This is a genomic window from Paenibacillus sp. 453mf (genome assembly GCF_900116105.1).
In the GTDB taxonomy this organism is placed as follows: Bacteria; Bacillota; Bacilli; order Paenibacillales; family Paenibacillaceae; genus Paenibacillus; species Paenibacillus provencensis.
In genome coordinates, this window is sequence record NZ_FPAC01000005.1 from 199,900 (window position 1) to 220,542 (window position 20,643).

Annotated in this window: 20 protein-coding genes; 1 reads left to right on the forward strand and 19 read right to left on the reverse strand. The window is 46.8% G+C overall.

The features are described from left to right. Positions 1-126 precede the first annotated feature (126 nt). The 18 genes from BM415_RS19565 to BM415_RS19650 form a co-directional block, all read right to left on the reverse strand. Positions 127-981, reverse strand: a complete 855-nt coding sequence (locus BM415_RS19565; RefSeq protein ID WP_091160890.1) for an ABC transporter ATP-binding protein — start codon at positions 979-981, stop codon at positions 127-129. 321 nt (positions 982-1,302) lie between these two features. After that, positions 1,303-2,889: a DEAD/DEAH box helicase gene (locus tag BM415_RS19570; RefSeq protein WP_091160956.1), complete on the reverse strand. Its 1,587-nt coding sequence runs from the start codon at positions 2,887-2,889 to the stop codon at positions 1,303-1,305. Positions 2,890-2,921: 32 nt separating this feature from the next. Next, complete coding sequence (locus BM415_RS19575; protein ID WP_091160892.1) at positions 2,922-4,292, reverse strand: aldehyde dehydrogenase; 1,371 nt, start codon at positions 4,290-4,292, stop codon at positions 2,922-2,924. A gap of 20 nt (positions 4,293-4,312) precedes the next feature. Continuing rightward, the gene (locus BM415_RS19580; RefSeq protein WP_091160894.1) at positions 4,313-5,977 is read right to left on the reverse strand and encodes an ABC1 kinase family protein; all 1,665 of its coding nucleotides are present in this window, start codon (positions 5,975-5,977) and stop codon (positions 4,313-4,315) included. Next, positions 5,977-6,378 (reverse strand): phasin family protein, encoded by a 402-nt coding sequence (locus BM415_RS19585; protein ID WP_091160896.1) that lies wholly within the window; start codon positions 6,376-6,378, stop codon positions 5,977-5,979. Before BM415_RS19585 ends, BM415_RS19580 begins: the two co-directional genes overlap by 1 nt. Before the next feature lie 53 nt (positions 6,379-6,431). Then, positions 6,432-7,076 (reverse strand): ThuA domain-containing protein, encoded by a 645-nt coding sequence (locus BM415_RS19590; RefSeq protein ID WP_091160898.1) that lies wholly within the window; start codon positions 7,074-7,076, stop codon positions 6,432-6,434. A 193-nt stretch (positions 7,077-7,269) separates the two neighbouring features. Then, positions 7,270-8,601, reverse strand: coding sequence for a hemolysin family protein (locus BM415_RS19595; RefSeq protein WP_091160899.1), 1,332 nt, complete (start codon positions 8,599-8,601; stop codon positions 7,270-7,272). 262 nt (positions 8,602-8,863) lie between these two features. Further along, on the reverse strand, positions 8,864-9,688 hold the full coding sequence (locus BM415_RS19600) for a uroporphyrinogen-III synthase (protein WP_091160901.1): 825 nt from the start codon (positions 9,686-9,688) through the stop codon (positions 8,864-8,866). Between the two features lie 145 nt (positions 9,689-9,833). Continuing rightward, positions 9,834-11,015, reverse strand: a complete 1,182-nt coding sequence (locus BM415_RS19605; protein ID WP_091160903.1) for a GerAB/ArcD/ProY family transporter — start codon at positions 11,013-11,015, stop codon at positions 9,834-9,836. A gap of 23 nt (positions 11,016-11,038) precedes the next feature. Beyond that, positions 11,039-11,266, reverse strand: a complete 228-nt coding sequence (locus BM415_RS19610; RefSeq protein WP_091160904.1) for a hypothetical protein — start codon at positions 11,264-11,266, stop codon at positions 11,039-11,041. Further along, complete coding sequence (locus tag BM415_RS19615) at positions 11,263-12,444, reverse strand: Ger(x)C family spore germination protein (RefSeq protein WP_091160906.1); 1,182 nt, start codon at positions 12,442-12,444, stop codon at positions 11,263-11,265. The genes BM415_RS19610 and BM415_RS19615 overlap by 4 nt, the downstream gene beginning before the upstream one ends. Positions 12,445-12,452: 8 nt before the next feature. After that, positions 12,453-14,126 carry a spore germination protein gene (locus BM415_RS19620; protein ID WP_091160907.1) on the reverse strand — a complete coding sequence of 558 codons (1,674 nt, stop codon included), beginning with the start codon at positions 14,124-14,126 and terminating at the stop codon, positions 12,453-12,455. A 190-nt stretch (positions 14,127-14,316) separates the two neighbouring features. Continuing rightward, the gene (locus BM415_RS19625) at positions 14,317-14,730 is read right to left on the reverse strand and encodes a DoxX family protein (protein WP_170862562.1); all 414 of its coding nucleotides are present in this window, start codon (positions 14,728-14,730) and stop codon (positions 14,317-14,319) included. 26 nt (positions 14,731-14,756) lie between these two features. After that, the gene (locus BM415_RS19630; RefSeq protein ID WP_091160909.1) at positions 14,757-15,629 is read right to left on the reverse strand and encodes a M56 family metallopeptidase; all 873 of its coding nucleotides are present in this window, start codon (positions 15,627-15,629) and stop codon (positions 14,757-14,759) included. Next, complete coding sequence (locus BM415_RS19635) at positions 15,629-16,045, reverse strand: BlaI/MecI/CopY family transcriptional regulator (protein WP_091160910.1); 417 nt, start codon at positions 16,043-16,045, stop codon at positions 15,629-15,631. Before BM415_RS19635 ends, BM415_RS19630 begins: the two co-directional genes overlap by 1 nt. 183 nt (positions 16,046-16,228) lie before the next feature. Then, positions 16,229-17,692 (reverse strand): catalase, encoded by a 1,464-nt coding sequence (locus BM415_RS19640; protein WP_091160911.1) that lies wholly within the window; start codon positions 17,690-17,692, stop codon positions 16,229-16,231. A gap of 257 nt (positions 17,693-17,949) precedes the next feature. Next, entirely contained in the window at positions 17,950-18,762 is an 813-nt protein-coding gene (locus tag BM415_RS19645) for a response regulator transcription factor (RefSeq protein ID WP_170862563.1), read from the reverse strand. Next, complete coding sequence (locus tag BM415_RS19650; protein WP_091160915.1) at positions 18,741-19,136, reverse strand: Fur family transcriptional regulator; 396 nt, start codon at positions 19,134-19,136, stop codon at positions 18,741-18,743. The genes BM415_RS19645 and BM415_RS19650 overlap by 22 nt, the downstream gene beginning before the upstream one ends. 161 nt (positions 19,137-19,297) lie before the next feature. On the opposite strand from BM415_RS19650, the gene BM415_RS24825 reads away from it, so the two are divergent. Then, positions 19,298-19,621, forward strand: coding sequence for a hypothetical protein (locus BM415_RS24825; RefSeq protein WP_139237026.1), 324 nt, complete (start codon positions 19,298-19,300; stop codon positions 19,619-19,621). On the opposite strand, the gene BM415_RS19655 is transcribed toward BM415_RS24825, so the two are convergent. Next, positions 19,538-20,641, reverse strand: a complete 1,104-nt coding sequence (locus tag BM415_RS19655; protein WP_091160917.1) for a GerAB/ArcD/ProY family transporter — start codon at positions 20,639-20,641, stop codon at positions 19,538-19,540. The two genes, BM415_RS24825 and BM415_RS19655, sit on opposite strands and share 84 nt — an antisense overlap. Positions 20,642-20,643 lie beyond the last annotated feature (2 nt).

Here is a 20,643-nt window from a genome sequence, read left to right on the forward strand (position 1 = left end):
ACAAATTACCTGTGCGTCTTACAGCTCTAATCATATCAAAACAATTCCAATAAATAAAAAAAGCTCCCTGCATTGGCAAGAAAGCCTTATTAAATATTTATCCCATGCGAATGAACTGTGCCTTGATTACACACCCGCCACTTGACGAATCTGTGTATGAATCGAGTTGGTTGCCCCCACAAGACCCGCATTGTCTCTACCTGCAAGTGCATACGGCAGACAGAGCGGAACACCTGTACGAGGATCTGTAATAATATCCGCCTCGATCCCAAACACTTCACGCATCACTTCTGTCGTCATGACCTCTTGCGGAGATCCAACCGCCGCTGCCTTACCCTGTTTGATCGCAATCATATGATGCGCATAACGTGTAGCATGATTAAGATCATGCACAACCATGACTATGGTCCGCTGCGAGCTGATATTAAGCTCCTCCAGCAGCTGAAGCACCTCAAGCTGATGCGCCATGTCAAGGAATGTTGTCGGCTCATCCAGGAACAGGATATCTGTATCCTGAGCAAGTGCCATCGCAATCCATGCACGCTGCCGCTGACCACCGGACAACTGATCAATGGGACGGTCATGGAACTCATTTAATCCTGTCGCATCAATCGCCCACTCTATCATCTTCTTGTCTTCCTCCTTGAGTGAACCAAAGCCCTTCTGATAAGGAAAACGACCATAGGATACAAGCTCAGTTACCGTCAGACCTTCCGGGGCCGTTGGATTCTGTGGCAGAATAGCCAGCTGCTTCGCCACTTCACGCGTCGATTGCTTATGGATGGATTTGCCGTCCAATAATACATGACCCGCCTTCGGCTGCATTAAACGTGCCATCGTTTTGAGAATCGTAGATTTCCCCGATCCATTGGCTCCCACAAGGGCTGTTATTCTCCCCTGCGGAATCTGGATATTCAAATCCTCAACTATAAGTCTATCCTCGTAGGCTATGGACAGTCCGGTCGTTTCTAAACGAAACATGAGCGATCATCTCCTTAGAATGGTTGGTCATCAGAAGCTTAAATCCTGGATGTATGTAAATGAAATGAAGTTCTTATGAAGATAAGATGAATTATTAATGATAACGAATCAATTTCATAATACCTTGAGATATGTAATTGATTCAATCGATGTAAATTAAAACTCTATTTAAAGATACTGATAATCATTATCATTTGTCAAGTGCTGCAATAGGAACCCACACAAAAAACACCTTCTAATGTGAGCTAAAGAGTTCATCTTAAGCCTGGAATTAGAAGGTGTGTCAGTCACATTACACCGTTATTTCATCTAAATAGGGCATTACCTGCCTCTACGTCCGCCGTCCCTGCGGCTGTCACGTCCTGCAGCAGAGCCGCCTCTGGCTGATGGCTGCCCCGAGCGGCCACCTGCCTGCTTGCCGGAGCGGCCGGATGAAGGCTGTCCGCCTCGTCCATCTCTTCCATTTCGTCCAGTAGAACCGCCAGTGCCTCTGCTAGAGCTAGGCTTGCTATCTGCGCGCCATGGACGATCCTTATCCGCACGCTTCTGTCCTTCACGGCCGCCGGCTCCGCTATCTCTGCGTGACCCCCGGGATTTATCTTGGCGTTCGCCTGAATGCCCGCCTGCATCTTTGCGACCACGTTCACCGCCATCGTCCCTTGATCTGCGAGCGCTGCCCTGCCCGCCGGAGCGGCCACCCTCACGCTTCGCATCCGAACGAACCTTCCGCGTATCAATGGTGGTACCTCCGCCGCTGAACTTCTGGAGCGAGCCCGGCTCGCCGGCATAACCGCTCTGCCAACCCACACGATCCAGACGCTGATCAGTTCCCTGCTCAATGCGTGCCAGCTCCGGCTTGTCCTTCGGTGCTGCAAAGGTAAGAGCAAGACCTTTGCCGCCCGCTCGTCCTGTTCGGCCAATCCGGTGAATGTAGCTCTCCGGGTCATGTGGAATGTCATAGTTAAACACATGGGTTACACCCTCCACATCCAGTCCTCTGGCTGCTACATCTGTAGCAACGAGCAATTGCAGCTTGGCGTTTCTGAACGCCTTCATCACCGTCTCGCGCTTCGCTTGAGAGAGATCGCCATGAAGCTCATCACTCGCATATCCCAAGTCCTGAAGCGCTGAATTCAGCGCAGAAGCACGACGCTTGGTACGGCAGAAAATAATGCCCAGGTATGGGCGATACTGCTCAATCGCTCCAATGAGCGCCTCCTGCTTCGTACGATCTGTACATTCTACGACCAGCTGACGAATCTGCTTAATGGGAATAACCGAATCGGATTTGACTTTAACGTCAATTGGCTCCTTCATGTAGGTGCGGCCAAGTCTGCGAATGCCTGTCGGCATGGTCGCAGAGAAGAGCATCGTCTGACGCTTGTAAGGCAATGCCTTGATCAACGTCTCCACCTCGTTCAAGAATCCCATATGGAGCATTTGATCTGCCTCATCCAGAACGAGAATCTTGACTTTGTCCAGTACAAGGGTTCCTCTGCCCAGATGATCAATCAGCCTGCCTGGCGTACCGATAATAATTTGGGCTCCACCCTTCAGCTTGTGCAGCTGCTTCTCTACGTCCTGGCCGCCATACACGGCAAGCACTCGAATCGCTTCGTTCGCTTCCGTCAGCTTCTTCGCTTCGGTCGTAATCTGCAGTGCCAGCTCTCGGGTCGGTGCAACGATGAGCGCCTGCGGGGCGCGATCCTCCGCATGGATACGCTGCAGAATAGGCAGCATAAATGCAAAGGTCTTGCCTGTTCCTGTCTGTGCTTCTGCAATCACATCCGAGCCCGCAAGGGCCAGTGGAATCGACTTCTCCTGTACCGGCGTTGGCTTCGCAATTCCCTGCTGACGCAGAACCTCGCTCCATTCCGGCAAAATTCCTAATTGTTCAAAACTCAAAATAGTCACCTCATGATATCCATTCGCTCAAAGCTTTACTTCATCACTTTGCGTATGATTTTCAAATTGTTTTTTGACGGATATTTCATCTTTATATCGAATTTATTCGTCTGCTTAAGCACACTCTTCATGTGGGAAAAAGCGGCAAAGCTCGATTCCCCATGATAGCTGCCCATCCCGCTCTCTCCGACTCCGCCAAAAGGAAGATGCGGTGTGGCAACATGCATCAGTGTATCATTAATACACCCTCCGCCAAAAGAAATTTGTTCGATAATGCGTTCCTGCACCATTTTATTCTCCGTAAATAGATACAAGGCGAGCGGTTTAGGACGCGCATTGACCCTATGCACCACCTCATCCAGGTGCTGATATGTCATCATGGGAAGAATCGGTCCAAAGATCTCCTCCTGCATGACCGGGTCCTCCCAGCTGATCCCTTCCAGGATAGTAGGTGCAATCTTCAGTGATTCTTCGTTCACTTCCCCGCCCAGCACAATAGAGCCTGTCTGTAGAAATCCTTGCAGCCGCTCAAAATGCTTGGGAGATACGATTCTTCCGTAATCCGTATGCTCCACAGGGTCCTTGCCGTAAAAAGACTTGATCGCCTTCGCATACTCTTCTACAAAGGCATCCCTGACACTTTCATGCACAAGCAGATAGTCCGGAGCAATACAGGTCTGACCGGCATTCGTTACCTTGCCGAAGGCAACCCGCTTGGCCGCGAGCTTCACATGGGCGTCCTGATGAATGATGCAGGGGCTCTTGCCGCCCAGCTCCAGCGTGAGTGGAGTCAGCTGCTCAGCTGCAGCCTTCATGACGACCTTGCCCACCGCTACACTGCCGGTGAAGAAGATCTTGTCAAAAGGCTGGCGCAGCAGCTCTTGACTGGTCTCCACTGCGCCTTCAACAACTGTAATGTATGCCGGATCATAGAGCTCCCCAATCAAGGAATTAAGGACAGCGGAAACGTGCGGTGTCAGCTCTGATGGCTTGATTACCGCTGTATTACCGGCAGCTATAGCCCCAAGCAGCGGAGACAATGCCAGTTGGAACGGGTAATTCCACGGGGCGATAATCAGAGTTGTGCCATAAGGCTCGGCCACAATATATCCCTTGCTTCCAATGTGCGTCTTCAAGCTCGTTTTTACCCTCTTTCGTTTCATCCAGCCCTTAAGCCTTTTCTTGATAAAATCAATCTCCTCCAGCAATATGCCATATTCGGTCATGATCGCTTCTTGTTCACTCTTGTTGAGATCGATTCTAACAGCCTCCAGAATCTCAGATTTGCGCCGTACAATGCCTTCTCTAAGCAGTCTCAGCTGCTCCAGTCTGAATTCCAGTCTGCGAGTCGCTCCGCTGCTATAATAATCTTTTTGTCTCTGTACAATTTCATTAATCCCGTTCATTCGTGATAACCACCCTTACTTTAAAATCTTCCTGAACGGATAATATGGATGATGAACCATACCACCATAAGGCCCGCGACCACGAGCCCAATCTCCACAATCGGAATATTCCACTTCTGATCACTTAAGGCAGCCCCGACGATAAGCCCGACCATCAAAATACTGAACGCAAGCAGTACAATACTGAAGGATAGCCGATTGCTGATCTGGTCAAGCTTCTTCATCACCTGATCGACCTCTGGAACGCTCACCTCTAATTTTAATTTTCCTTTGTTTATTATCGAGGTCAGAAGCCGGGCTTGCCCCGGCAATTCAATAATGGACTCAACAAGATGACTCACACCACTGGACAGTTTCCCACGCAGGCGCCTAGTATTGAGCTTCTCACGCACCAGCTTGCGTCCGAAAGGCTCCGCCATATCAATAATGCTGATGTTCGGGTCCAGATGCTCGATAACCCCTTCCAATGTGACCAGCGCCTTGCCCAGCAGGATAATATCCGGAGGAAGTGTAATTTGATGACGCTGCGCCACACCAAAAAGATCACTAAGTGCCTTGCCTATGCTGATTCTGGAGAAGGGAATGTCATAGTATTCATCACGCAGCCGATCCAGATCACCGTGCAGCACGCTCATATTGATTCCTTCCGGAATCATGCCGAGCTTATCTATGGCTCGTACCATGCTGTCTGTGTTCTTGCGCATCAAGGCTATGATCAGCGATGCCAGGTGCTCCTTCATATCGCCATGGAGGCGCCCTACCATGCCAAAATCGAGATACGCCAGCGTCTCATCCTTCATAATCATGAGATTTCCGGGATGCGGATCGGCATGAAAGAAGCCTTCAATAAAAATTTGGTTCAGCATGGAGTCAACCAGTTTCTGGGCTATTCCTTTCAGCTCATATCCCCGGCTAAGCAGCACCTCGCGCTGATTCAGCATAATTCCGTCCATATATTCCATCGTCAGCACCTTGGCACTGGTGTAGTCCCAATATATTTTGGGGATATGTATATGCGGATTATCGGTAAATTGTTGTCCTACTTTTTCTGTATTCCTTCCTTCATGGCTGTAATCGAGCTCGGCGAGCAGAGAATCCGCGAATTCTTCGACCATCTCCCGAAGCTGATACCTGATCACCCACTCCCACCTGCGCTCGGCAAGCGCAACAAAGTCCCTCAGTATATCAAGATCTCGCCTTATAATCGGCGAAATGCCCGGTCTCTGTATCTTGATCGCTACCTTCTCTCCTGTCACCAGCTTGCCAACGTGGACTTGTCCTATGCTGGCTGCGGCTAGAGGCGCGTCATCAAAATGGCTGAGCACCTGCTCCAGGGGTACAGACAGCTCCTGCTCCAGAATCCCCTTCGCCATCTCGGAGGAGAAGGGAGGGACCTGGTCCTGTAATTTGGTCAGCTCCTGTACAATACCCGGAGGAAGCAGATCAGAGCGAGTGCTTGCTAGCTGGCCCAGCTTCACAAAGGTAGGACCCAGATCCTCCAGTACATGGCGTATTCGTTCGCCCAGCGATTTCGATTCAGGAATGCCCTCCCGCATAATCCATCGTCTAGGCAGTGACAACGCTTGAAAGAAGCCCATTTCCTCCACCATATAGCCGAAGCCATGACGCATCAGCGCCATGGCAATATCTCTGTACCGTCCTGCATTTTGCACGCGAACAGCCATTATTCGATCTCTTTGGTAGGAGGCTGCATGTCAGGCGTTGTTTCTTCAAGCATCGGCGTTTCCGGCAGGGGCTTATTCGGCAAATCCGGATCTGCGGCCGGCTTCTGCTGTGCAACCTGAGCTTCAAGCTCAGCGATACGCTTCTCAAGTCTCGCTACATCCGCTCTTGTCGGCACACCAAGATCTACAAGCACCTTCTCCACTTGATCCGATATGGCCTTCCTGATCCCGGCCGATTCCTCGGCTCCACGTTCCATCAGCTTATCAATGACTGCCTTGGATTGGGACGGAGCAAGTTCTCCGCGTTTAACAAGCTCATTTACAGCACCTTCAATTTTCTCCTTACTGTAAAGGGTAAATCCTACGCCAAGGGATACTGCCTTCTTGAACAAGTCGCTCATGATTACGATGACCTCCTTTATTTTCCTCTCTTATTATATCTGCTTTTGCCATCTTATACTCTTATCTTTGTACGTGTTGCCCACATCGCGGACTGAACAATCAGCTTGCGGAAGGGCTGGGCGGAGAAGGAAGGCACGTCATGCCCTGGCATGAGGTATACGACTCTGCCCATCCCATAAACATGGGCCCAGGCACAAGGCCATGTTCCTTCACCATCTGTATATTCAAGCAAGACCGTCTTCTCCGAGAATGGATCAAATTCGAATCGATACGGTTCTTCCTCCATTGTAAAACTATTTACCCCCTCAACGATGGAGTGACCCTCTGCGGCCACTTTAAATTCAAGCTTCCGTGGTGCCGGGTGTCCTGTAAATCTTCCCCCGAGCAGCTGAGCCGCCTCATACCGATTGTGCATGGAGATTCCGTTGTGCAGCACAAGCAGTGCCCCTCCTCCGCTTACATAGCTGAGCAGACCCGCCGTCTGTTGTGGTGCAATGGCTCCCTTCCAATCATCCAGATATGAAATTAGCAGGTCGTAGCCCGATAAGTGCTCGGCGAGCAATAAGTTCCGATTCTCACTGCACTGAACCGTCATCACTTCCTGCAAAATATGACTAATTTCTGCGTCCACGCCTTGCAATGGATGATACATCGGGTGTGTGTAATCTCCTAACAGCAATGCTTTCTTTCGTTCCATTCTTCATTCCTCCTTGCTCTTTCTTAGCCGTGAGCCCATAGAGCCTAGTATAGCCTCAATCGATAAGCTAAATCCACCATTTGTATTCGGCTGATTCACATGAAAAATACGAACCAAGCTGGGCTTATACCTTAGCCGGTTCGTATCTAATTTCGCGAATGAATCCCTTATTCCTTTAATATCTATGAATTCATCAAGCTTCTATGAGTTCATTCTCCACATCACCATCGGGAAGCTTCTTGACGAGAATTTTGCGGATTCGCTGCTTGCCCACTTCCTCGACCTTATAACGGAATCCGCGATAATCGAATTCTGGATGCTCCTGCTTGGTTGGAATTCTTCCGAGCGTTCCAATCATGAAGCCGCTAAGGGTCTCGTACTCATCCTCAGGCAAGCTGGCTCTAACGATATCAGCCACTTCATCCAGACGGGCTGTTCCGTTAAACGAGTAGGTCACCTCATCTATGGCTTCATAAATAGATTCATCCTCATCATATTCATCGTATATCAAGCCCACAATCTCTTCGATGAGGTCTTCAATGGTAATGATACCGGCAGTACCTCCGTATTCGTCAACCACGATGGCCATATGCACATGATTCTGCTGAAGCTCTTCAAGCAGATCATCACCCTTTTTGGTTTCTGACACAAAGTAAGCCGGCCGAATGATATCCTTAAGCTGTCTTGGATTCGTATTATCCTTCTTGAACTGCATAATCAGGTCCTTCACATGCAAGATCCCGATTACATTATCAATGCGTTCCTCAAATACCGGGAAGCGTGTATACTGCTCAGATTGAACCATATCCAGCACATCATCAAAAGGCGTATCAACGGAAATGGAAACCATGTCTGTACGGTGTGTCATCATATCGGATACCGTTTTATTATCAAAATCAAAAATATTGTGAATGATCATTTTCTCACTTTGCTGAATTGTGCCTCGTTCAAGACCGGTATCCACCAGCATCCGAATTTCTTCCTCAGAAGCTTCCTCCTCCTCCGAATTCGGATCAATTCCGAACAAACGTACGGTTACGTTCGTTGATGCAGTGAGCAGCTTGACGAATGGAGCCACGATCTTCGACAGCATACTAAGCGGTCCAACGACGGCAAGCGCGATCGACTCTGCCTTTTTCATCGCAATCCGTTTAGGCACAAGCTCGCCGAATACAAGCGTGAAGTATGACAGAATGAGTGTAATGACAATAACAGAGATCGAAGACAGAAGAGAAGGAGCAACATCCACTCCGATTGAGATCAAATAATTGACCAGCAAGGACGCGAATTTATCGGCCGCAAAGGCACTGTTCAAGAACCCGGCCAGCGTAATCCCGATCTGGATCGTGGATAAGAAGCCTGTCGGCTCCTCTACTAATTTCTCGAGTTTCTGAGCTCGCTTATTTCCTTCCAGGGATAGGACCCGAATGCGATTATCATTGATGGAGATCAATGCCATTTCAGATGCAGCAAAAAAAGCATTGACCACTAGAAGCACGAGGATGACGATGATGTCAAATAACAAGGGTTGCACCTCCCAGAGATATCAATAAATCTGACAGCGCCTATATCGGGTAGATCAGGTCATCCGTCGAAATATGTATATTTTTCAAGGTAATATGAAATCGAATTCTAATTCTTACTCATTTCTAAACACAAATACAGGATCTTTAAACTTTGAGTCATCAAACCAGGATTACTGTACTAAGAAAAATAGAGAAAACACCTCACCTCTTGAACATCAGGTAAGGTGTCATAAGGAATAGCATGTGACAAAGCCTGCTTCCTTATACTGTCTTCTTCTGCTCTGCAAAATACTTGCCCAGCGCAACCATCATACTCCCCATTCGCTCCTCAGCCGGGATGACCTTGGGTTCAACCCCTTCTTCGATCATCGCCTGAGCTGTCACCTTGCCTACAGCCGCCGCTACAATGTCATGTTCAAGCCGCTGTTTCATCTGCTCAAGCTTCCCATGCTGTTCAGCATATTTCACCAAAAAACGGATTTGGGGCGCACTGGTAAAGGTGATTGCATCAATCTGCTTATCCAGAATTTCGGATAACAATAGAGCAAGGTCGTACTCCTCAGGTGGAACGTGCCGGTAAGGCAAGACCTGAATAATCTCCTGTACCCCTTGATCGGAGAGCCATGCCATAAGGCGCGGCGCTGATTCACCATGCAGCTGAACAAGAACTCTTTTGCCTTCAAGCGGATATGCCGCTAGCTCACGAATAAGGCCTGAAGTGCTTCCATCGTCATCCCTTACAACCGGCTTAAGCCCTCTTTTGCGCAAAGCATTCACGGTCTTGTATCCTCTTGCAGCAATTTGGGACTTCGAGAGCGCCGCAGTAAGAGCCTCCTCTACGCCCATTTGTTCCGCCTTACTAAAGATAGCATCGAGCCCCATTCCCGTTGTCAACAAGGTCCATTCCGGCGGATGCTTTACCCAGGCCTTTATGCTGCTCTCCAGATGCTCGTCATCGAGAAAAACAGTACCTTGCGCCGGCCGCAGCACCGGAGTTCCGCCCAGCTTCTCAATAATCATCGACATTTCCTCTGACTTTCGAGGACCTGCCAGCGCTACTTTTTTGCCTAGCAAATTCTGAGCCATGTTTTTTACCCCCCTTCTCTATACAGCTATACAAAGTCTTGTATCTAGTATATAAGGAGCTTGGCCCAGAAGAAAGTAATTCCAGAAGTTATATATGGATTCATGAAGAGCCTTGAGAGCCTGAAGCCGGGTTTGCGCCCCCTTTTTATGAGTTTTTACCTTTTTGGTAGGACTGCTGGTTCTGAGACGACTCGTTCTGAGCAGACTGCTTATTCGGATTAGTCTCGTTCTTTTTCTTCTTGGACGGCCAGAAGATAAGGAAGATCAGCACAGGCATGACTACAGTAAAGAAGAGCACGATAGCTGACCATTCCCGATCGAACTTGAACAGCTGTATGGAATCCTTGAAGAACCAGAAGGCACATACATATCCGAGCAATATAATCGGCCCCTGCATCATGCGTCCTGATATATTTTTGTCCAGACTGCCCATACCGTAGCAAATAACATACGTGTTAAAAGCAACCTTCGTCATATGTATAGGGAGAATCGCAGCAGCCAGAAACATGTCGAACCGGTCCAAAAAGTCACTGATCTGTACTTGACGGACAAGCTCGTGTGACGGATAGGTGATTCTGGGGATGATCGGCAATCCGATAATCAGAATCATAATAATAATATCTAAAACAAGAAGGAAAAAAGCGAAGGAGACGCCTTTTACAGCAGATTTCAGCTTAAAGCTCTCTCTACCGAAAATAAAAGGCAATATAATGACCTCTCCTGCGTATGAGAAATAATACCATGCACCATTCATGACTCCGACCATATCCACAGGAAAGAACGGCTTCAAATAGTGAAAATCAAGTGCTCCAGATACAAAGAGTGGTATGGTGAATATAGTGATGATTAGAATGGGCATAAAAATTTCTGTCATGCCGACAACCGATTTCATCCCGCCCCTAATAATAAAACCGGACATAGAGAAGATGCACAGCAAAATAATCATGACTGGAGTAAGCGGCAGAAGGGTAGTATCCACATATTCGGTCAGCAGTCTCGCATCCCTTGCCAAAATGTAGAAATAATAGAAGATGTACAACACTACAATCACTCTTCCAATAAATGGCTGGCGTCCGATCATAGCCTGAAACAAATTCTGGCTGCCGAAGCGGCGCTGTGTCTTCGACAGCAGCCAGATGCAAATCAGGAGGATGAGATACACCAGAATAATGCATAAGTAGGCATGCTGCTGTCCAAATTGCACAATGTCGGATGGAGAGTGAACCAAGGTCATCGGCAGTGTGACCATGATGATCATGAGAACAAGCTGCCTTTCTGTTATAGGCCTTGCATCATTTTTCTTGACCTGTTTTTTTGTTTCACTCATTAAATTTGCACCTACCTTTCTTCTTACTCAGATGGGACGGGAATGTAGGGGTACATCCACTGCGAGATCAGATATGCCGGATGGATTACCGGAAACGGTGATAGCGTATAGATCCATATTCCGATGCTTAATCCTATAATTACATAAGAGATCACGCGGTTTATCGGCCTATAGTTTTTCAAATTCTTGTGATCCTTCAGCACGATAATCAGACTAAACACTAGCACTGCCGACAGGGCCAAGAGGTTCATCTCTCAATATCCTCCTTTTTCACAGCAAATGGACTTGTGGCCGCTCCATTATTCTCAAGCCGATAGTCTGCCTCTACATCAAAAGTGATGTTCGGATAAATTTCGTACCAGCGATCTCGTATTTTGGACCATACCTGCGGCTTTTCCGTCCTAATAATTCGACCCAGACCCAGTACATCAGATTTATAGTTTTGAAGCAGCTTAAGATCATGAGAAATCTTCTCTTTCATCAGTTTATTCATTTTCCGCTCAAGCTCCATAATATTACCCTCGTTATTGGTATCGTAGTTGGATTCATTCGTCGTCATGGACATCCTTCCACCCGTGTAAATATGAAAATGAATATCTTCCCCGTTCACAATTGGCTTGATTTTCGTATGATTTGCTCTGATTAGAAAGAAGACTTTTCCTTCTCCCCGAGGTACTGTTATCGGAAGCTCCAGTGTTCTGGCCTGATCCATCGCCACGAGAATGCCATGAGTATCCTGCTTCTTGATAATCCCCGTCAATTTATCGTCATGGAACACAGCGACTCCACCAATTCCGATATTTTTATGGGGCTTGTCTATCTTTTCCGGCACACTGTTTACCGTTTCCACAAGTGGCATAATCGGATCAATTCCGTCTTCAAGCATAAGATTGACTACGGTCTTGAGCGTCCAAGGCTTGCTAAGGTACGAGAAGACAAGCTCGCGCACGACTTCACCCGGATATTGCTCAATGGTTGGTTCTCCATTAAGCACTTCGTATGCATTTCCTTCCGTTACGACAGGAAGAGCGGATAATCGGTTCTCCGGAAGGCGCCCAATAGAATCCAGGGCCTCCGCTATTCCTTCACGGGCCAGCCCCTCTCCAAACAGTAATGATCTGCGATGGGAGAAATACAGCTTGCGAGATGTGCTCGTTTGCTCCTTTAAAATTACTCCCCTTACGGTTTCACTGACATTTGACTTCAGGAACCATGGATTCTTGTTTCCACCTCCACCTCCACTCCCCCCGTTTGATCCCGCGAGCATACCGGGGATGGTGATTTGCAGGGTGACCCGATATTTATCCTCCTCTTTATCAAGCGCTGTACCAACAACAAAGGCGATATCGTTAATCTCTCTGCGATCCCAGCAGCCTGTTACTAATGTGCATAGAAGCACTATAACTATAGCTTTGGACAATCTGTTCATCAGCCCACTTACCACCCTTCATCCGAGTTAGGAGACCCGTTCATTCCCTTGCTCATGCGCTTGCGTTCATGATTGGGTGTAGAAGACGGCTTAAACACCATTTTCCACCAAGGCACCCGCATAATGATATCTTTTGTTTCGCCTTTACGGTAAGGACTCAAACCAAGCAGGTAGGGTTGACCAAATGAAGTGAGCTGTGTCAGATGTGCCGAGATTAAGACTGTACCAATAACGATTCCGAATAGACCTAAGGTTCCAGCCAACACCATTATCGGAAACCGAAGCAGCCGAAGCGTAATCGCAAAGTTAAACCTCGGAATGGTGAAGGAGGCGATCCCTGTCATAGATACGATGATAACCATTGGAGCAGACACGATGCCTGCCGTCACAGCTGCCTGACCGATCACAAGCGCCCCGAGAATACTCACGGCCTGTCCGACTGCTTTTGGCAAGCGCACGCCGGCCTCCCGCAAGGCTTCAAACGAAATTTCCATGACCATGGCCTCGACTAGTGCCGGAAAAGGGATGGCTTCACGGGCAGCCGCAATACTGATAATCAGCGTTGTCGGCAGCATGTCCTGATGAAAGGTTGTTATCGCGATATATAGAGCAGGAAGAAATAATGCCACCATCATGAAGAAGAAACGGATCCACCGCAAAAAGTTACTGATAAAGAATCGTTCATAATAATCCTCACTCGCCTGAAGCATCTGCCACATCGTTACAGGTCCGAGTAAGGCAAAGGGAGTCCCATCTACCAAAATGCAGAATCTTCCTTCCAGCAAGTTGGCAACCACCGTGTCTGGTCTCTCCGTATAGTGGAGCTGAGGAAATGGAGAAAATGGATGATCCTCGATCAATTCCTCGATATAGCCTGATTCAAGCACCCCATCAATATTAATTTTCTTAACACGCTGCCGAACATCATCGATTAACTCGTCACGGGCGATCCCTTTAATATAAGCAAGCACGACACTTGTCTTCGTTTCCGTCCCGAGCGTGAAATTTTCCATTTTGAGCATGGGCGTTTTCAGCTTGAATCGGATCAGCCCCGTGTTCGCACGAATCATTTCAGTGAACCCTTCACGCGGCCCCCTGACAACACCCTCTGTCTGTGGCTCTTGTACTGTACGCCGAAGCCCACCCTTTAGATCAAACAGCAGTCCTTCGTCATTACCTTCAACCAGCACAAGCACACAGCCATTGGTTACACCATCTACAGCTTCACGCCAGATATTGGCCTTCTTCACATGCGACAGCGAAATAGGAACCTTCTCAAGCTCGATGTCCTGAGATGCTCCCTGATCATTTGCCAGATCAATTCCTCTTACGAGAGGCAGTATGATATGATCCTGTACTTCAAGAGAGTTAACGATTCCTTCCAAATACGAAAGACATACGTCAGGATATCCGTCATGCTTGATCTCGCGGAACACGAAGTCAGAGCAATCCTTGAACACCTCTTGAAGAACCTCAAGGTTCGACTTCAAATCCTGTACAATAGGTAATTTCAACTGTGGAAGCTCGGGAACTCCTTTGTCCTCATTTGAGGTATCCGCAGCTTGCTTCGAATTCTCCTGTTCGGAACCTGACTCTCCTGAATCATGCTTCTCTGATTGTTTCTCTTTCTCTGAAACTTGATCCTCGGAGCCTTGCTTCACTTCGTCCTTCTCGCTGCTCATGACTGCTCACCTCTCTTGTTGCGGCGAATTTTCTAAATTTCATCCATTTTCTGAAAGATAGCATGCAACCATTAGCAGCAATTTATGCAAACAGAGATTTTGCATAGCTTAACAAAATTGAATTATGAAAAACCAAAAAAAAAAAGACTCTGCCAATGCAGAGTCTCCCATTACGCTATATAAAATGTGATTATCTGCGGCTTCGTCTTCTAAACAGGCTGTCCGCTGCTACATATCTGCTGCCCGCTACCGCGAGTGTCAACGCCATCCCAATTAGAGCGGTATCCAGCTCATACCCGCCTACAAACGGAGCACCCGTCTTCGCGGTAAAGATAGCCACAACCAGAATGATGACAAAAATGAGGCTGATCCATCTCGTAAACAGTCCGATGATAAGCAGAAGCCCGCCGAAAAATTCAGCTAAAGCGACGAATGTTGCCATAAAGCCAGGAAGGCCAAGGGTCACAAAATAGCTCTCCGTCCCTTCCATTCCCTGAAATTTGACAACTCCGTGTGCCAAGAAGATTAATCCCAGCACCAGCCTGGTAATCAACAGTCCAATCTCCATGTTGCGGGTATGGCTATAATTGTTGTTATTATACATTTGATTTCATTTCCTCCTTCTGCTTGTTAATAATGTACATAATTGAACAGTATGGATAAGGCAGTCATGACAATAAGGGATATTGCGATATTCCGTTTGGAATAAGGAAGCAACAGCTCTTTGTCAGGCTCCAAAATTCTGGAGATTCGGTCATTAATGGATACATCTGCAGCGAATGGGGAAACGACGGCTCCAGTAAACATGGGGTGATCCCGGCGAGCTGCATCAGATTTAATCATCTTGATTAATGCGCCTCCGATTCCAACGGCAGAGCCTGACTGCTTGATCGCATAATTGTCGGCCAGTATCTCTCTGACAATCTTATAATTAGATAATATGTTTTTTAGTATAGGTACATATCCAAGGATGGATACACTGAGCGTAAGCAAAAAAGTCTTGAGTGGGTCATAATGACGCAGATGATAGTATTCATGATAGAGTACTGCGGTTAATTCCTGCTCATCCAGCATGTCAATAAGCCCGGTAGACAACACGATTCTTCTACGAAACATACCGAATGCAAGCGCAACAGGCTCGGCACCCGATATGACGATCAGCTGATGCTCCAAGTGAAGATGTTTATACTGTGAAACCAGCTTCTTGGACATAGTATCATCCTTAAGCCACCGTATGTACTTATGCACATTCATTGTTCTTACAGCATGCTTGAACATATAGAATCCCATGAGAAAGAACGTGCTCATTACCAATACATTCAACAAGTGAATCAGAGACCATAAGCCAAGCTCATTCATCCAGTGCGTGCACCAGGTCAACAAATTAAATGAAATAGGAATATCCCATAACATATGAAGACCGTACAGCCCCATCTGAGTAAAAATCGCAGCCATGATCGCCATGCCGACAGAGAATAAGGCGAGAGAACGATGGGTCCACATCACTGTATCTCCTTCTTCCACTGTTCAATCTTTTGCTCCAGCCGTGATATGAGATCTGGGTCAGCCTCTTCGACGGCATCCAGCATATGAGCAACAGCAATGGAACCAAACTGATCCATAAGCTCCTGTGTAAGCTCCTTGGATTGAGTGTTCATGAACTCTTCTCTGCTCTCGACAGGAGCATACATCGATGTTCTTCCCTGCATTTTCTTCAGGAGCACACCCTTATCAACAAGCCGGTTCATGACGGTCATCACGGTATTAAAGTTCATTACCTTATCCTCGACCAGCTTCATCTGCACTTCCTTGATGCTAAGCGGTCCATGACTCCACAATACATCCATAATCCTTGCTTCCAGCGGTCCAAAAAAACGGTTCAGTCCCTGCTCTCCAACTTTGAAGTGACTTATCTTCATGGCACACCCCTTCCACACTACTCATTGTAATGTCATATGATCTGTTGTCAACCGTATGAGACAAACAATAATAGCCATGCAGGAATTGGATCTCCCGCATGGCTATTTTAATAATGTGTCCATTTCATAATGCACTAGTGGCTATCATCAAGAGATATATGAAATAGATTCTAATAGATTTAATTAAACTTCTTCGGTTACTTTCACTTCAACAGATAAACCCAGTCCTTCTGCAATACGTGCTCCGTATTCGGCATCTGCTTTGTAGAAGTGCTCGATTTGACGGCGTTTGATCTCATCGGATTCTACCGGCATCATCGAACCTACGATATTCGCGACCAAGCGAGTACGCTCATCTTCGCTTAACAGACGGTAGAGATCCCCAGCTTGAGAGTAATGATCATCACTGTTGTAGGATACTTGTGCTGCTTCTCCTGTAACTTCAAACGGAGTTTGTTTTGCGCTAGGATCCTCGAATGGTCCACCGAAGCTGTTTGGCTCGTAATACATCGAACGGCCACCGTTATCGCCTGTCGCCATGAAGCCGTCACGCTGATGATGATGAACCGGGCATTTAGGAGCGTTTACTGGCAATTGGTTGTGGTTCGCACCTACACGATAGCGGTGTGCGTCACCGTATGCAAACAAACGACCTTGAAGCAATTTGTCAGGAGATGCCTCAATACCAGGCACAAATGAACCCGGCGTGAAGGTAGCCTGCTCAACTTCAGCAAAATAGTTCTCTGGATTGCGATTAAGCGTCATCGTTCCAACTTCAATCAGAGGATAGTCTTTTTGAGACCAGACTTTGGTCACATCAAACGCATCGTAGCGATACGTATTCGCATCTTCAATCGGCATAATTTGAACATACAGCGTCCAGGAAGGGAAGTCCCCATTCTCGATCGCGTTGAACAAATCTTCTGTATGATAATCAGGATTCACGCCTGCAATTTGTTCTGCTGTAGCGTTATCCAGGTTTTTGATCCCTTGGTTCGTTTTGAAGTGATATTTAACCCATACCGCTTGACCTTCAGCATTCACCCATTTGAAGGTATGGCTTCCGAATCCATGCATATGTCTCCAAGTTGCAGGGATACCGCGGTCAGACATCAGAATCGTCACTTGATGCAATGCTTCAGGAGACAGAGACCAGAAATCCCAAACGGAGTTCGGGTTCTTCAAGTGTGTGCGCGGATCTCTCTTTTGGGTATGAATGAAATCAGGGAATTTGATCGCATCACGGATGAAGAATACAGGCGTATTATTACCTACCAGATCGTAGTTACCTTCTTCTGTATAGAACTTCACAGCAAATCCGCGTGGATCGCGCTGAGTATCGGCTGCACCGAGCTCACCTGCTACAGTAGAGAAACGAATGAACATATCTGTTTCTTTGCCCACACCGTTAAACAGCTTTGCTTTTGTGTACTTGGACATATCATTTGTAACTTTAAAAGTACCGAATGCTCCGCCGCCTTTGGCATGTACGACACGCTCAGGAATACGCTCACGGTTGAAATGAGCCAGTTTTTCAAGCAAATGCACATCCTGAATCAAAGTTGGCCCACGATGGCCTGCAGTCATTGAGTTTTGGTTGTCTCCTACGGGAGCACCCCAGCTCGTCGTTAAACGTTGGTTTGTCATTCTGCTGCACCTCTCTAATTTTAGTTTATTTATATGTGTATTTAGATCTGATCTAAATTTATGTATAGATTGTAGCATGGCTGCCGATCGGCTTGCATGAGGAACAAATGAACTTTTGAGAGCGGTGCATGAACCTTATTTGTATCACATGAAGAATGGTGAAGATTATGGAAATTTCATGAATATCCCCAGTTCACAAAAATAAAAAGAAGTCTTTAAATGAACAGTCGAGTGAACTGTCATCTAAAGACTTCCTTCTAGTCGGCAAGCCGGTAGCCGACTCCTCTTACGGTAATGATATATTTAGGTGCTACTGCTTGATCACCAAGCTTCTTGCGTAGACTCTTGATATGAACATCAACGACATTGCTGCCTCCGGTAAAGTCCGTCTCCCATACTCTTGAGAGCATTTCCTCGCGAGAAACGACAGAACCCCTCGCATTCATGAGAATGAGCAGCAAATCATATTCGGTCTTGGTCAAATGAATCTGGTTGTCCTGCTTATACACAAGCATGCGTTCCGTGTCTACTCTGAGGTCCTTGCAGACGATGCAATCACTGCTGTTCGGCTTGGCTGGTTGGTGACTCCGAGGTGTCCCGCGGCTAATAATCCGCTGAACATGATACAGCGCCTCATGGGGACGCCCAGGCCAAACAAGCAGCTCTTCCTGAAGCAGCTCCGGAGCTGCTCCTCTAATGAAGTTCTCACTAACCAAGAACAAGGTCTGTCCAGAAGTTGAATTCTTCAGCTTGAGCTGCAAATCAAGTGCATCCATCTCATCATATGACGTCACATCATAGATCAAGAGGTCATGGGGAATGCTTCCGTATAGATCTGGTTCGAGCCGATGGAACATCATTACGTCAAAGCAGCGATCCGTCAGCAGTTTCACCAGATCGTGAACTTGATTCAGCACGGGACTTACCAGCAGGATACGCTTCGTCACAGCACAGAACGGCACCACAGGTTCTTCTGCTAGATTAAACATTTGAACGGCCTTGTCTTGTGATATACGAATTGAAGCGTAAGGATACTGATTTACGTTCGCTATTTCTGCTTGCTTTTGCATTCTGGACATACACCTCCAAATACAACATGTGCATAATCAATTTCATAACCTGTCTCTTTCGCTACCGATTCAGTCCAGCTGTCAGGCACATCCGTCATCACTTCGTCAACCTTGCCGCATACTTCACAAATAATATGTTGATGATCATCTGTTCTAGCATCGTATCTGCTGGCTGTTTCGCCCAGCTTGAGCTCTTGAATCAATTCCTTCTCCACCAGATATCGAAGTGAATTGTACACCGTACCATACGCCAGGTTATATCCTTCTTGGGACAGCATCGTCATCACTTCGGCTGCCGTAGGGTGACTATGTGATTTGCGCACGACATCATAAACCGCTTGACGCTGCGTCGTCAAATTTAATGTTTTAGCCATAAGATCATCAGATCTCCTTCTATATGAAAAGAACTTATTTTTAGATTAAGTATAAATCTAATATCATAGGTAGTCAATCCCTGTATAAATCCCATTATGAACACAAAAAATAGGCTGACAAACCTTCCGGATTCACATAACCAAATTGAGGAGATGCACATATGCTCAAAGCTGCAGGCGCTTTTATTGTTTTGTCCTTGCTTACCATCGCATTTGATATTGCCACCGATCTCTTCTTCGGACACGGTTCAATTGACTCTGCCTTTAATATTGATAATTATATTCTCCGCCCGGCAGAGAAAAACACGCTGAAGCTTTTCGGGGCTGTCGTCTTCCTACACTTCTGTGGTAAGCCTATAGGTAAAGGTTTGTTATATCTGTTTAAACTAATCAACAAACCGTTACGTTCCAATGCTCCCCCGCTGTCTTCGCTTATGAATCCAAGCGGCTACAAGCAGCAGGCTGGGAAAAAGGAACAAAAATAAAGGGTGAACATAGTAGAATGCGAGTACACCGAACTCGATCTGAAAGATATAGTTTCTCGCCATGCCGTAGGACCATACCAAGAAAATGAAGGCCACCGGAATGACAAGCTTACGGTAAGGGACATTAAAAATATCCGATGCTCCGATCAGTACAGCTGTGAAATATAATGCAACTCTGTAAAAGTTAGTAATAATCATCGTCATCACGACCAAAATATCTACCCGCTGGATAAAGTCGGAGATTTGAATGGTACTAATTGTTGATAATATGGGAAAAGGCGATCCCTTCGCTATATTGACTCCCAAAGAAGCAATATTCAGAAACATCGTCTGCGAGATGAGCAAACCTCCGATTATGATGGAAATTACGCCGATATAGCCTCCTTTCTCAGGTCTGCGCATATAAGGCAGCAGCATCAAAAAGAGAATCATTTCGCCAAAGGGAACGATGAGTGTATCCGTCGTAATGGCCTCCCACAGGGGTCCAATCCCATCATCCAGAATCGGAAGGACATAATCGATATGAACTGAATCCGAAGCAAACAGCAGGATATTGATAATGAAGAAAATAGATAAAATAAAAACCATCAATAGTACTGCTGTTCGTGCCAATACCTCAAAGCCTAAATAGGTTACATAAGCCACACAGCAAACCATGAGTGTTGTAATGATGACAAGGGGCGTATTGTTCAGCAAAATGATGTTTATGAGATTGGACCCATCCCGTAAATTTCGGGAGCCAATGTACATGAAATAGATGACATACAATAAACCGATGGCGACCCCCACATATTTACCCAGCAATTTCCGGCTAATCGCCGTCAAGGGAAGTGTAGGGAAATGCCTGGATATAGATGCATAGGACCAGAACAATGCTGCTCCTAAGAACATACCGATAAGTGAAGCGAGCCATGCATCCCTGCCTGCCGAAAAACCTAAATTAAGAACCGCAGCGACCCCTATTTCGAACATAAACATTAAGGAAATCATTTGCCCCGTACTGATCTGGTTTCTATTCATCC